Raw genomic sequence first — 13,856 nt, forward strand, 5'->3', positions numbered from 1 at the left:
AAAGATGAAAATATTAAAATATATAGGAATTGGGGTAATTATTATTAGTACTTCGTGCTCTGATGATTACTTTGATGTAAACAGCTCGGAAACAGCTCCTACTACAACTTCATTAGAACCTGAATATAGAATTCAGGGAGCTATTGAAAATACTACAGGAACTGCACAATATAGGGGTTCTAGGGAAGTTTTGGGCATTGTACAATACGGGGCTCAAAATGTAGAAAATTATTATTCTGAAACTTGGAGCAAGGAGCTCACAACGGGGAATTATTTTTTATGGCAAAATGCTTATGTATACGCATTGCCGAATACAGCCGATTTAATTGTGCTCGGTAGAGAATACAATGCACCAAATTATTCGGCGGTCGGGAAAATTCTTAGGGCCTATATTTTAGGCATGACAACCGACCAATATGGTGATATTGTAACAGACCAAACCTATGACGGGGAATCTTCAATGAACTTGACCCCGGAATTTGTTACTCAAAAAGAAGTTTACCAAACAATTTTTCAGTTATTAGATGAAGCCGTTGCCGAATTGGATCAACCAAGTGAAATAAAATTAAATGAAGAAGGCGGGGATGTACTGTATCAAGGAGATATAGAAAGATGGAAAAAGTTTGCATATGCAATTAAAGCCCGTTATATGAATCATTTAAGTAAGAAAAATTCTGGTGACTTAGCATATGATGCCAATGAAATAATTGCTTTGTGCGAAATGGCAATAGCAACAAATCAAGAAAATGCTTTGGTTAGATTTGTTGGTGGAGAAGCTGAAAATTCTAATCAGCCTTTTAGCGAAGATGGATATGGATCGTCGAGAATTGACTATTTTTCAGAGTTTTTTGTTGAATTGCTCAAAAATCCGCTCAATATAAATGAGGCTTATCAGGACCCAAGATTACCCATTATTGTCCCCGAAGCCGTTAATGGTGGTTTTCAAGGTATAATGGTAGGGGCAGGTGATACGTTAAAACTAAAAACGGTGGGTGGTAAGCAAGTATATGATGATAATTATTCAAAAGGAAATGGAGGTTTTTATACAAGTCCGGATTCTCCAACTTATATGTTTACTTATAGTGAAGTGAAATTTATCGAGGCCGAAGCAAAATTTAGATCTGGTGATAAAGCTGGTGCTTTTGCAGATTTAAAGATGGGGGTACAGGCAGACATGGAAAAACTTGAAGTACCTGCCGCTGCCATGAACGAATACCTTGATATATTGGATACAGAAATAGGAGTAAACAACATATCTTTATCGCATATTATGGTTCAAAAATATATTGCCAATATGCTAAACCCCGAAACTTGGGTTGATATGAGAAGGATGGATTACAGTTCGGATATTTACCCTGGCTTACAAAGACCGGAAAATGTTAACTTGGATATTTTTCCTAATGATAATGATTGGATTGAAGCAATGATGTATGAATATAATGAGGAAGATAGAAACTATGAAAATATGCCAGATAATAGCCCTGTTATACGTTTAACAACACCACTTTGGTGGAATACCCCAGAATAAAATAGAAATATAAATTTTAAAAAAAAGACCGAAAAAATCGGTCTTTTTTTATGCATATAAATTTATAGCTTCCGCAAGGGTTTCAATATCCTTTTTAGTATGGAATGCGCTAATTACTATCCGGCTCATGAGCGGGGAATCTTCTTTTGGGTAATTAAAGCTCGTAACAAGAATATTGTTTTCATAAAGATGTTTTGTCAGGCCTTCATCCATAAAAGTAAATGTAGGATGCTGTCCAATATGCATAAAAAGATTATTGTCTGCTAAAAGCGACTTAAAAAAAATTAAGTTATTGTTTAAGTTTTCCCTTTGGGCATTTAAAATTGGCGGACTTTCCATTAAAGTTGCCAAAGTTGCCGGGCCTGCGGGCGAAGCACCTCCAAAAAAGGCAGTTTTGGTAAGCTGGTCAATTCTTTGTTTTGTGCCAAAAATGGCGCCGCATTGTACTCCAAAACCTTTTCCCAAAGATCCGCATACTACAAGTTCTTTGGCATTTAAAGCTTGGAGCTGTTTATAAATGCCTTCGCCCTTTTTTCCTAATATCCCCAACCCGTGGGAATCGTCGGCAATAACAATACATTTTGTAAGGGGCAAGGATTTAAGCCCTTCAAAATCAGGATAATTAATTCCCATGAAATCAATTGAGTCCAGCAATATTACCGGGGTTGTGCTTGGTGTGTTCTTTTCTATGTCTTTTTTTATCCCGGCATATGTTTTATAGGGCAACAGGTTTGTTTGTAAAAGGGATTCATGGGTATGGGGAGCCACATAAACTGCAAATTTATTGCCGTTAAAAAATTGGCTGACCAATTGTGAGGCCATGTACCCCGATGAAAGCGTGACGCAAGCTTCAGAAGCTACTAAATGGGCCAAATAATTTTCAGCTTCACCATAGAGGGAAAATCTTACATTAGATTTTCTGGAAGCGCCATAATTGGTGCCATACTTGCGAATGTTTTTAATAAAAAGCTCTTGAAAATCTTTATTTGTTTGTAAGCCTAAATAGGCGGTACCGCCAAAATAAAGAAACTCGTCTTTATCCGTTTTTATGTTTCTTCCGGGAAAATCATCAATAAAATGTGTCATCTGGGTAATTACTTAAATAAACTTTTATAGCAATGTTACACCGCTCCCATTTATGCTTGGAAATACTACTTCTCCTCCTTCCAATATTTTTACGCCAGAGGCTATATCGTGTTTTAAAAGCATTGCCCCGTCCATGTCTACGTAATCCAATTGAGGCAATAATTGGGCTATGGCCGAAATGCCAACGGTAGATTCTGTCATACAGCCAACCATGACCTTCATGTTTAAAGATTTTGCTTTTTTAATCATACGAAGGGCAGGGGTAAGTCCGCCACACTTTGTTAGCTTGATATTGATACCCGTAAAAAGGCCGGCACACTTTTCTACATCATCTTCAACAATACAACTTTCGTCTGCAATTATGGGCAGGGGGCATTTATCAATAATGGCTTTATAGCCTTCAATGTTTTCGGCATGTAAGGGCTGCTCCAAAAATTCTACCCCAAGTTTTTTTAATTGTGGGGCCAACTCCAATGTTTGCTCTGGCGTCCATGCATTATTGGCATCTATTCTAAAGGTAGCATTGGTATGCTTTCTCAATTCTTTTATGATTTCAAGGTCGTTGTTGGTTCCAAGTTTAATTTTATATAATGGCCATGGTTTTTCAATCACTTTTTCTACCATTTTATCAATAGTATCTATGCCAATGGTGTAATTTGTAATAGGGTAATTTTTATTTGAGGTACCCCAAAGTTTATATAGCGGTTTTTCTTTTAGCTTTCCGTATAGGTCGTGTGCGGCTAGATCGAGGGCACAAATAGCAAAATTGCTCAATCCCCTTTCTTTTAAGAAGGCATGGAAATCTTCTGGATTGCCCAGCTCGAAATTATTGATTTCGTATTCAATAGATTTAATTTCCTCCATCATTGAGGCAACGGTAATTTTGTAATACGGGTTTGCGGTAGCTTCTCCATAACCTGTTTTTCCGTTTAGGGTAAGGCCCACGACCAAACTATCTTGAAAATCGTGAGATTCCCTGGAAATACTGAAGGTGTGCTTTAGTTCCAGTACATATTTTTTTAAAGTGACTTGCATTGAAAATGTTTTTGCGAAGATATAAAATGATTGTGCCATAATGCGGAATACCACTAAAAAATAAAAGTCAGTTGGGAAGAATCTCAACTGACTTTTACAAGGTTGGTTATAGCGGTTGTTTAATCGATTTTAACTTTGCTCACTACTTTTGGAGAGCCTTTGTAATCTACGTCCCCGCCCGAACTTTTATGGATGGCAATTTCTTCGGATGCATTTACATCAATATCGGCGCCACTGCTGGCATTTGCTTCTACACTACGTGCCTTGAGCCTATCTGCGTGAATATCGCTGCCACTGCTTGCATGGGCTTCCAAATGGCCTGTAACTCCATAAACCTCTATTTCTGCGCCGCTACTGGCATGAGAACTTACGTTTTTAACCTGTAATTCCACCTTAATGTCGCTGCCACTGCTGGCATCCAGTTTTATGGCATCGCCTTTTATTGTTCCGGCACTGCTCAATAAAGCGCCGCTGGAACTTTCCAGAGATTCAATTGTGGGCAATGTAACATATACTTTTTTAGAGGTTGCCCTTCCTATTTGTTTCTTACATTCAATAAGGAGCCTTCCGTTTCTTATTTCTGTCCCAATGAGGTCGATAACATTCTCATCGGCTTCTACTTTAATAGACGTTTGGTCGCCTTGTGTAACAAAAACATCCAATCCTTCCGTAGCTTTAACCGAAGTGAAGGTTTGCGTGGCTTCCCGGTTTTGGGTTACAACTTCTCCGTTGCCTTTAATTCCACCGGAAAAATTGATGTCAAAATTGCAGGAAGTTAAGAAAATAGATATGACCAATGCCACAATTACTTTTATTAATGTACTCATGATTTTGTTTTTTTGATTGATTGTTAATTAGTTATTGATTCTATTTATGATAAATAAATGTCTATTGATTTTTTAATGTGACGGAATCTATTTTAACCGAATCTTTCACGATGCTATCTGTTTTTTGAAGGGTATCTGCCTCTTTGTTCGCAGCATCGTTTTCATCGTTCCAATCTTCAACGGGGCAATCCAAGCAATTTAGAACGCCAAGGTTGTCCATTTTCCATACATGGTTTGCCAGGCCGCTGCTGTAATAATTCATATTGTTTTTAATATGTCCGTCAATATTGTAATAGGTGGAATTATGAAACCTCACTATTGCATTTTCGGGAATATATATGGTAATTTCTATTTCTTGGTCCCTAAATTTATTTTTGTAATCGGTTGTTAAATAATTGTTTAAATATAAAACATTATTTTCAAGTTTGTACGAATATTCAATATCGTCTGCCCTTTCAAAGGCATCATCGTAGTTCCTTCCTTGCGATTTTTTCTCAATTTCTATGCGGATTTCTTCATCGGGCGATTGCTCCACCCTAAACTCCATATCTTCGCGATAGATCATTTTTTCACCGTCGTTTATAACAATATCAAAATCAGAATCCCTGTAATACCTATTTTTTAACCCGATAGCTTCTACCGTTCTAATTTCAAGGGTATCCAACGGGGAATGCGCAATGGATTCGGTTTCGGTCGACAGTGCATTAAAAGAATAATCCGTAGCGGTTTTAATTCCCAATGAAATCAAACCGATGATAGATAAAAGCCACACCCCAAGCAGTGTAAACTTGGCAAAATTGCCAATGGAATTTAAATTGTTCAATAAAATCTTGAGTCCTAAATAGAACAAGAAAAAGAACGGTATGCCAACGGCAAAAAATGTAAGCAGCGAAATAAGCCAAACCGGTGCATTTACGGTAATGTCAATAAATTCCCGCCATGGTTGCGCGCCCCAAATATCTATGGTTCCGGCCGTAAATAGGCCCACAAAAAGGCTTATTAAAACAATGGCGGCAACAATTAATACAATAATACCGATAAATTTTGCAAGGACTTTTAGCAGGAACATTAGTACGCTAACCAGCGAATCGAAAAAACTTTTGGAATTTTTTTTTACCGAGGCGCCCATTTTGTCATAATCAACACTTTTTACCTTTTCGGTAACATCGTCAAAGCCTTCACGAATTTTTTTTTCAATGTTGCTAATGTTTACGGGCTCTCCCGTCATAGCTATTTTTTGAGCTGTTGTTGCTGCTTCTGGAACTAATATCCAAAATAAAATGTAGATAAATATTCCAAAACCAGACGATAGTACCGTTACCAATATAAACAGCAAGCGTACCCAAAGCACGTCGATACCCAGGTAATAGCTTAAGCCGGCACATACCCCGCCAATATATTTCCGGTCGATGTCCCTAAAAAGTTGTTTATGGCTTTTTGCTGAAGTCGATTTATGCGATTTTGGGGCATCATCAAAAATTTCTTCATCTACCAAATAATCTTCGGGCTGGCCCATAATGGTAATTATTTCATCGACCTCCTTAGAGGTAATTACCTGTCTTTCGTGCTGTAACCTTTCAGAAAACAGTTCGGCTATACGGGCCTCGATATCGGCTATAATTTCGGCTTTGCCCTGAGAATCGGTAAACGATCGTTTTATGGCATCCAAGTAGCGCTGTAATTTTATATAGGCATCTTCGTCTATGTGGAAGAAGGTGTTTGCCAGATTGATATTTATAGTCTTGTTCATTGTTAGTGTTTTTTATTTTGTTACCAGGTTGACTGCATTTCTTAACTCGTCCCAGGTGGTGTCGAGTTCTTTTAAAAATAGTTTACCGTTCTCTGTAAGCATATAATATTTTCTTGGAGGGCCAGAGGTAGATTCTTCCCAGCGGTAGCTTAGCAATCCCGCATTTTTTAACCTTGTGAGTAGGGGGTATATCGTGCCTTCTACCACAAGCATTTTTGCGTCTTTTAGGGTCTCAAGAATCTCCGATGCATATTTATCTTCATTTTCAATAATAGACAAGATGCAGTACTCCAAAACCCCTTTGCGCATTTGTGCTTTTGTGTTTTCTATATTCATGGTTTCATGATACTTTTTGTTAAACTGTTCGTTTTTTGATTTTCCCCCGATATATATCGTTAGGATTGATGATGATGATGAATTTTATTGTTGCTTTTATTTAAAATTATACTTTTCTATTTTATAAATTTAATGCTCAGCGGATACCGGTATACAATACCATCATTAGCCCGTAAAGTTGCAATGATGGTACAAAACAAGTCCATAAGCAAAAGTCCAACCCCGGCCATGCCTGCAACAATCAATACAAGAGTATTTACGCCCAAGCCCGATAAATGTTCGAAATTGAAATTTATCTCGTGTGTGTTGTGTTCCAAAAGATCGGCAAAGCCCACAAATTCCCATGCTGTAAACAATACAATGGGAATAACAATAATTCCAAGCGCAATGCTATATAGTAAAATGCTTATTTGAAAATTAATGGCTTCTTTGCCATTTTCGTCAACAAAACTCAACCTATCCTTATTTGATGTCCATATAAGTAACGGAATTATAAAGTTACCGAACGGGATAAAATATTTTGAAAAAGTTGACAGGTGAATTACTGTCGATACGTTTTTTTCATGTTTGCTTATGGATGTTTCCATGTTCGTTTTTTAGTTTTTGATTGATGAATTTTCTGTCAGTTTATACATAACCAACTAATTTCTATTGCAAATATATATCTAAAAAAAGGTATTATGCAAAACATAGTACTAATTTTTAACAAAAATTTAAGATTAAAAAGGTGCAGGGAATTTCAATATTTATGAATAAATTACGGCCTGTAAAAAGAATCCAATGAAAATTACACCATCGCAACTCAACAAGTTTACAATGATAAAGTTACCTTCTGCATGGCTATGTGGCGTTAGGGTAGTTAAAATTGACGATAAAAATTGTGTAACCTCTGTAAAGCACCGATGGATTAACCAAAATCCGTTTAACTCGATATTTTGGGCGGTACAGGGTATGGCCGCCGAATTATCCACCGGGGCCATTGTAATTGGTAAAATCAGGGAAGAAAAGAAAAAAATATCCATGTTGGTGGCCAATAACAAGGCAAGTTTTACCAAAAAAGCCAAAGGAAAGATAACTTTTATATGTGAAGATGGGCACTTAATCGACCAGGCTATTGAAAAAACTATGGCTACGGGGGAGGGGCAAACCTTCTGGATGAAATCTATTGGAAAAGATGAAATGGGCGACATTGTTTCTACTTTTCATTTTGAATGGACGGTTAAGGTGAAGCCGGGTTAACATACCATATTACAACAAAATCCCAATTACCTTATAGTAATATTGTTTTAGTTTGAGCTAAGATTTATCTTCAAAATTTGTAATAAATTCCTTATCTTGTTATACAAGATTAAATGTAATTATTATGAAATCGCTATCGTTTTTGTGCACTTTGGTTATTGGATCTGTAATTATTGGATGCGGCAGTTCCCAGAATACTGCAATTTCTTCAGCAGAAATGGCAGCGGTAGATACGCTTATCCATCAAAAGAAATTTAGGGTAGAAAATCAATGGGCCATGCCTACAATGAGTTCCAGTATGATGCAAATTGCCAATAGCGGTCTTATGCCTCCAGGCAATAGTGCCCAACGCATAAACCTTGCTGGAAATGCCAATTATCTGGAAGTAAAAGGAGATTCGGTCAAGGCATACCTTCCTTTTTTTGGAGAACGTCAAATGGGCGGTGGCTATAACGACGATGAGGCCATTAAATTTAACCAGGAAGTAAAAGATATGGACATAGAATACATCGAGAACAAGAAACATTACAGGATTAAATTTTCGGCCAATAACAATACAGAGTCTTTTAATGTAACCTTGATGGTCTACAACAATGAAAAAACAACGCTTACGGTCAACAGCTCAAAGAGGGATATGATAGGCTATCAGGGTACTATTATGCCACTTCCTGATAAAAAATAATTACTTCTTTTTTAATTAACTCCTTGTATAATATGCTTGTGGTGATAAAATCGTTTTTTTCTTCTAATAAAACACAGCATTATGCATATTTAAGGCTGTAAAAGTGTAACATTTAAAAAAATAGGCAGTCCTTATAATAGAAATGGTTTTTAACAATACTAAGCTGTATTGACCATATAATTTTATTAATAAAAAGGATTCGCAATGACATTAAAACATTTAGCACTCTACATATTTTTTATTGCTTTAACAACTAAACCAAGCTTAGGGACAGCACAAAAGGCCAAAGACACCATTAATTATGAGTTTTTGTTTGGAACCGCCGTTAAAGGCGATGTGCCGGCCATATTAACATATCTGGATTCTTTATCGGTAACCAGGGAAAAGGATATTGCGTTTAAGAATAAATTTGAAGACCGTTTTAAATATGGTATGGACCGTACAGATGATTATTTTTCAACTCAAGATACATTGCTTAACCCCTTGCATAAATTGTTTCAGGGTTATTGGAGAGATGGGTTGTTGCATCCGGAAGAAAACAACGATAGTATTTTTAAGCAAGAATTGATAGCTTTTTTTAACAAGGAAAATGTATCTCATGCTTATGCCGATGGAAAAGTAACCGAAAAAAATTTAGAACCGGTTTATAAAAAATATATAGAAGATAGAGGCTATTATTGTACAGGCTTTGGAAAGGCAGGAAAATTTTATGATTTTTTAGTGTGGAAAACAATGGAACCCGAGGTTTTTACCATCGATTTGGTAAATCATACCGAAAAGGTACAGGTTTATTTTATGAAGGATTTTCTATCACTGGGCTGGATGGAATATTCAAGGCTGGGCGAACGCTATCCCGGCGGATGGGCAACCAACGAAGCACTTTATTGTGTAACAAAGGGGTACGACCAAACCTCGGAAAAATTTAAGGTGATATATTTAAAGCACGAAGGCCAGCATTTTTACGACTATAAGCGCTTTCCCGGCTTAGCATCTAAAGACCTGGAATACCGCGGTAAATTGGTGGAAATGATTTATTGCGACAAAGAGCTTTATAACCGTGTTTCTTATTATCTGGACAATGCTAAAAACGATCCCAGAAATGCCCATCCGCATGCAAATTACAGGATCATTAAAAATTTATCCGAAGAAATTTTTGGAGAGGCATATGTTACCGATTTCAATAGGTGGTTGGCGGTTCCCAAAGAAAAACTTCATGAATCAAGCTTGAAATTGTATCAAAAAAATACAAAATATTTATTAGATAAAGAGAGTTAATCTCCTTTATTTAAATATCAAAGAGGCATCTTTAAAATTTATAATCATGGTATTAAATTGCTGAATGTAATCTTGGCCAAGGTTTCCATATGCTACTTTTTGTGTTCCTATTGTGTTTGGGAACAACTGGAGGCTGTCCAAACTGGCCGATGCCTTTCCTATTTCTAGCGTAACATTGTTAACAATAAAGCCTTTTGTTTCTATATGTCCACCGGCACCCCCCGTTTTAAATATGGTCTCTTTGGCATTTTGCTCGATTGCGGCTTTGTTTTCGTTGTAAAACGGCGCATAAAGTGCTGTTTTTTGGGCACCGGTATCAAAATTAAAATACAGCGACTTATCTCCGTATTTGGTTTTTACAATGGGCATATATTCATCAAAGGCTAAATTGTGCAACCCATAATGCTTGGCTTTTTTTGGGATAAAAATGTTGTTATTATTTTTATTTATCTCAATCTCGTCTAGGTCTTTAATTACCGGAAAACCAATAATACCCTTTATTTCGTAACCTATTGACGGGAAAGATAGATCTGTGTCGTTAAAAGCCAGAAAAACTACATTTTTTAGTAGAATATCACCAAGTTTAATTTGGTCTGCCACGGCCAGGTCACTTTTAACTTCCAGCCCGGTAACAGCTTCGACCGTGAAATTGGACGGGATTATTTTCATACCCAATTCCCTAGCTACCGATTTTTGAATTACAGAAAAGTTTGCACCGGTATCAAAAACAAAATCCATAGATTTTCCACCGGATGTTATTAAAATAGTAGAAAGCCCTGCCATGTCCTTTTTTAAGGGAAGCGTTACAGCTGTTTTTTTAATAACTTCTTGTTTTGCTATATTTTTAAGAGCGCTCCATATTTTATGGGTATTTTTTAAATCGGCCAGCTCTAGGGAATCCAATTTCGTGACATAATCTTTTTGTAAAACCTCATTGGTTTTTAGCGCTTTTTCATATTCAGATAAATATATATGATTAATAAGCTCGGCTTGTAGCATCTTCTTGCTAAGGCTGTCTTTTTCAGGGTATGCATTTAAAAACGCGGTTATTGTTTTGTTGGATTCCTGCGGTTTGTTGAATGCATTTGCCAGGATTGCTTCAAAATACAACGAATAGGGTATTTGTAATTTATTTTTTTGCTGATGATACATTTCTTCCAGTGCAAAATAGTTATGGGCTTTTGCCATTTTGTTTAGCGATACAAACAATTTTGAAGCATTTGCTTGTTTTGTATTGGGGTTGGTACAGTTGGATATAACTATTGCTATGGATAAAAAGAATATATATTTCATATTTGGTGGTATGTGTTTATTTTTAAAATTTTATTATAATAAAACTTGAAGGGCATCAACGGTTTGGTTAAGGTAACGCTCTTTTATTATTTTTATATGGCTTAGTTCGTGGCCTGCAATATGGTAGGCTAGTGCCCTGACCGTTCTTTTGTTTTTAATTACCCCATCAATATCAATTGCACTGCCGGCCCTTAAAAAAGATGCCTCGGGAAGGTTTTCAAAAAGTAACAGGGTAGAAAGCCTAACGCTCCAATATTCTTCAAAAATATTGTCCAGGCTACGCTCGTTTGCATTGGAATATCTTGCATATGCATTTTCTTCAAATCCATGTAAAGGCGTATCGTCGTTTCTGGCATAGCGCAATGCCCTGTATGCAAAAATTCGCTCATCGTCTATTAAATGGACCAATATTTCCTTTATCGTCCATTTATTGGTATCGTAACGGTATGTTAGCTTTTCCGTAGGAAGGGAGTAAATAAAATCTTTAATTTTAAAAAAGTTATCGTGCAGATCGTTTAAAATATTGTCATTGGTAGCGATCAAGTCGAAATAGTATTGAGAATAACTGGGGTATTCACTCTTTTCGGCCCTGTTTATTTTTCTGTAATTTTTCATTTTGATATAGCTGTATATATGTTGGTTTTTATGCAGAATGAAGCACAAAATTAAATTCACCATAAAAATATGGCATTTAAAATTCCTTACCAATTATTTATTTTAACTATCTATATGTCAGTTAATTATAATCAATTCACATAAATTTAACATCATTTATTTTGGTTTACTAGACGACTGGTCATATATTTGCACTTTAAATTTAAAATAGTTGTCAGCAACAGTTAAAAATATAGATAAGGCAGACTATCTTTTAGACAAAGGACTGAACATATTATGGTCTAAAGGATACAATGGAACGAGCGTAAACGATATTGTGTCGGCCGCAGATGTTCCTAAAGGGTCTTTCTATTTTTATTTTAAATCAAAAGAGGATTTCACTGTTCGGGCACTGCAACGGTATTTTTCTTTAAAAAGGGCTGCAACCATAGAGCTTCTTAACCAAGAAAATATTCCGGCGGTAGAAAGGCTTTTTAATTATTACAACAAAAGAGTTGTTATTGTTAGGGATCAGTTAAACTGTTCTTTGGGATGCATGGGGTGCAACATAGGCCTCGAAATGGCAGAACATAGCGAAAGTATTAGGACCACCATTGTACACGAAGAACAAAAAACAAGGCAAATAATTGTTGATGTAGTTAAAGAAGCCCAAAAAGATGGCAGTATTGATGCCAATATCGATGCTGGTAAAATTGTTGATTTTATTGAAGATGCTTACAAAGGAATGCTTACTTCCATGAAAGAAAACAAATGTGCAGACCCACTAAACAATTTTTTATACTTTTTGAAAACCCTTATTTTAAAATAATTTTTTTTGACTATTACTAGACGACCGGTCAATTACAATTAAAAAACAACTAAAAATCCAAAAAATGAAAAAGAAAAGAAAAGTAATGCAAATTATGTTTGGGGTTCCCTTGCTTGCAATAATAGCATTTACGCTTCATTCCTGTAGCGATTCTAAAGCGGCCGGACATGGAAACATGGCTTTGTTGGAGACCCCTTTTGTTCATCCAATTCAGGATTCTGTAGGTAATTGGGATGAATACATTGGGCGTTTCGCAGCATCAGAAAGGGTTGAGGTGCGCTCCCGTGTTAATGGTTATATAGAATCTGTGAATTTTAAAGATGGCGATATCGTTAAGAAAGGGCAGGTCCTTTTTGTAATCGATCAAAGACCATTTTACATAGAGCTAAAACAGGCAGAGGCCGAAAAATTAAGGGCAGAAGCCGACCTTAACCGTACCACAAGCGATTACAATAGAATTGAGTCGGTTAAAGATTCCCGTGCCGTTTCCATGGAAGAAGTAGAGCAGCGCAAACAAATTGCCAAATCTGCCGAAGCACAATTAATGGCGGCAAACGCACGATTGGAACAGGCCAGGCTAAATTTAAGCTACACAGAAGTAAAGGCGCCTATAAGTGGTAAAATAAGCGACGATTTTATCGATGCAGGAAATTATGTTACCGGTGGCATTGCCAATGCTACTCCTTTAACTACCATTGTTAAAATAGCTCCCATTCATTTTTATTTTGAAGGAAGTGAAAAGGACTTTATCAATCAAAATAGTGTAAGCAATACGCCCGTGACCGTAAAACTTTCAACAGAAGATAAATACAGTAGAACGGGAGTAATGGACTTTGTCGATAATGAAATAAACAGGAATACGGGAACCATTAGAGGCCGTGCTGTTTTTGACAATGCAGACCTGAAAATAGAATCTGGGATGTTCGGGAGGCTAAGGCTCATAAAAGGAAATTCCTCGGCTATTTTAATCCCCGAAGAAGCAATAAGCACCAATCAGTCAGACAAGGTAGTCTATGTAATTGCCGAAGATAGTACCGTGCACGTAAAACCTGTCAAGCTTGGAAAACTTTATAAAATGAAGTACAGAATTGTAAAAGAAGGTTTAACCCCAGACGATAGGATTGTTACCGGAAACCTTTTAAAAGTTCGTCCGGGAATGAAGGTAGCTCCGTCTGAAGATAAGTCTAAAGTTCAACAAGATTCTACCAGTGTAGCTTATAAATAAATTTCTAGTTCACATATAATTTAATGGTTTAAAAAGTATTCGGCCCAAAAGCAACGAATATTTTTCAACTATTTATAAAAGAGCCTTTTATCATGTTTTTTGATTCAAGGGAGGCTCTTTTTTTACCAAAATCCAATAAAAATTAAAAAGAAACAAT

Annotated in this window: 14 protein-coding genes; 6 read left to right on the forward strand and 8 right to left on the reverse strand. The window is 36.5% G+C overall.

All coding sequences use genetic code 11. The features are described from left to right. Nucleotides 1-4: 4 nt before the first annotated feature. Nucleotides 5-1,528 carry a SusD/RagB family nutrient-binding outer membrane lipoprotein gene (locus PSF86_RS04760; protein ID WP_277898914.1) on the forward strand — a complete coding sequence of 508 codons (1,524 nt, stop codon included), beginning with the start codon at nucleotides 5-7 and terminating at the stop codon, nucleotides 1,526-1,528. A gap of 48 nt (nucleotides 1,529-1,576) precedes the next feature. On the opposite strand, the gene PSF86_RS04765 is transcribed toward PSF86_RS04760, so the two are convergent. The 6 genes from PSF86_RS04765 to PSF86_RS04790 all read right to left on the reverse strand — a co-directional run bounded on the left by PSF86_RS04765 (nucleotide 1,577) and on the right by PSF86_RS04790 (nucleotide 7,149). After that, entirely contained in the window at nucleotides 1,577-2,614 is a 1,038-nt protein-coding gene (locus PSF86_RS04765; protein ID WP_277898915.1) for an aminotransferase class I/II-fold pyridoxal phosphate-dependent enzyme, read from the reverse strand. A 24-nt stretch (nucleotides 2,615-2,638) separates the two neighbouring features. Beyond that, nucleotides 2,639-3,649 carry a dipeptide epimerase gene (locus PSF86_RS04770; protein ID WP_277898916.1) on the reverse strand — a complete coding sequence of 337 codons (1,011 nt, stop codon included), beginning with the start codon at nucleotides 3,647-3,649 and terminating at the stop codon, nucleotides 2,639-2,641. A 119-nt stretch (nucleotides 3,650-3,768) separates the two neighbouring features. After that, the gene (locus PSF86_RS04775) at nucleotides 3,769-4,476 is read right to left on the reverse strand and encodes a head GIN domain-containing protein (RefSeq protein WP_277898917.1); all 708 of its coding nucleotides are present in this window, start codon (nucleotides 4,474-4,476) and stop codon (nucleotides 3,769-3,771) included. Nucleotides 4,477-4,537: 61 nt separating this feature from the next. Beyond that, nucleotides 4,538-6,226 carry a PspC domain-containing protein gene (locus tag PSF86_RS04780; RefSeq protein WP_277898918.1) on the reverse strand — a complete coding sequence of 563 codons (1,689 nt, stop codon included), beginning with the start codon at nucleotides 6,224-6,226 and terminating at the stop codon, nucleotides 4,538-4,540. A gap of 12 nt (nucleotides 6,227-6,238) precedes the next feature. Further along, nucleotides 6,239-6,562, reverse strand: a complete 324-nt coding sequence (locus PSF86_RS04785) for a PadR family transcriptional regulator (RefSeq protein ID WP_277898919.1) — start codon at nucleotides 6,560-6,562, stop codon at nucleotides 6,239-6,241. 116 nt (nucleotides 6,563-6,678) lie between these two features. Continuing rightward, the gene (locus tag PSF86_RS04790) at nucleotides 6,679-7,149 is read right to left on the reverse strand and encodes a DUF4870 domain-containing protein (protein WP_277898920.1); all 471 of its coding nucleotides are present in this window, start codon (nucleotides 7,147-7,149) and stop codon (nucleotides 6,679-6,681) included. A 193-nt stretch (nucleotides 7,150-7,342) separates the two neighbouring features. Between PSF86_RS04790 and PSF86_RS04795 the strand changes: the two genes are divergently transcribed. The 3 genes from PSF86_RS04795 (at nucleotide 7,343) to PSF86_RS04805 (ending at nucleotide 9,758) form a co-directional block, all read left to right on the forward strand. Beyond that, nucleotides 7,343-7,801 (forward strand): DUF4442 domain-containing protein, encoded by a 459-nt coding sequence (locus PSF86_RS04795; RefSeq protein WP_277898921.1) that lies wholly within the window; start codon nucleotides 7,343-7,345, stop codon nucleotides 7,799-7,801. A 124-nt stretch (nucleotides 7,802-7,925) separates the two neighbouring features. Next, complete coding sequence (locus PSF86_RS04800) at nucleotides 7,926-8,483, forward strand: DUF4251 domain-containing protein (RefSeq protein WP_277898922.1); 558 nt, start codon at nucleotides 7,926-7,928, stop codon at nucleotides 8,481-8,483. A gap of 204 nt (nucleotides 8,484-8,687) precedes the next feature. Then, nucleotides 8,688-9,758, forward strand: coding sequence for a hypothetical protein (locus PSF86_RS04805; protein WP_277898923.1), 1,071 nt, complete (start codon nucleotides 8,688-8,690; stop codon nucleotides 9,756-9,758). Nucleotides 9,759-9,764: 6 nt separating this feature from the next. Here the strand turns inward: PSF86_RS04805 and PSF86_RS04810 are convergent, their stop codons facing one another. Then, nucleotides 9,765-11,051 carry a retropepsin-like aspartic protease gene (locus PSF86_RS04810; protein WP_277898924.1) on the reverse strand — a complete coding sequence of 429 codons (1,287 nt, stop codon included), beginning with the start codon at nucleotides 11,049-11,051 and terminating at the stop codon, nucleotides 9,765-9,767. A 33-nt stretch (nucleotides 11,052-11,084) separates the two neighbouring features. Then, nucleotides 11,085-11,666 (reverse strand): DinB family protein, encoded by a 582-nt coding sequence (locus PSF86_RS04815; RefSeq protein ID WP_277898925.1) that lies wholly within the window; start codon nucleotides 11,664-11,666, stop codon nucleotides 11,085-11,087. Nucleotides 11,667-11,877: 211 nt separating this feature from the next. Between PSF86_RS04815 and PSF86_RS04820 the strand changes: the two genes are divergently transcribed. Continuing rightward, nucleotides 11,878-12,474 carry a TetR/AcrR family transcriptional regulator gene (locus tag PSF86_RS04820; RefSeq protein WP_277898926.1) on the forward strand — a complete coding sequence of 199 codons (597 nt, stop codon included), beginning with the start codon at nucleotides 11,878-11,880 and terminating at the stop codon, nucleotides 12,472-12,474. Nucleotides 12,475-12,538: 64 nt separating this feature from the next. Then, on the forward strand, nucleotides 12,539-13,699 hold the full coding sequence (locus PSF86_RS04825; RefSeq protein ID WP_277898927.1) for an efflux RND transporter periplasmic adaptor subunit: 1,161 nt from the start codon (nucleotides 12,539-12,541) through the stop codon (nucleotides 13,697-13,699). Nucleotides 13,700-13,856 lie beyond the last annotated feature (157 nt).

The organism is Galbibacter pacificus (assembly GCF_029603165.1).
In the GTDB taxonomy this organism is placed as follows: Bacteria; Bacteroidota; Bacteroidia; order Flavobacteriales; family Flavobacteriaceae; genus Galbibacter; species Galbibacter pacificus.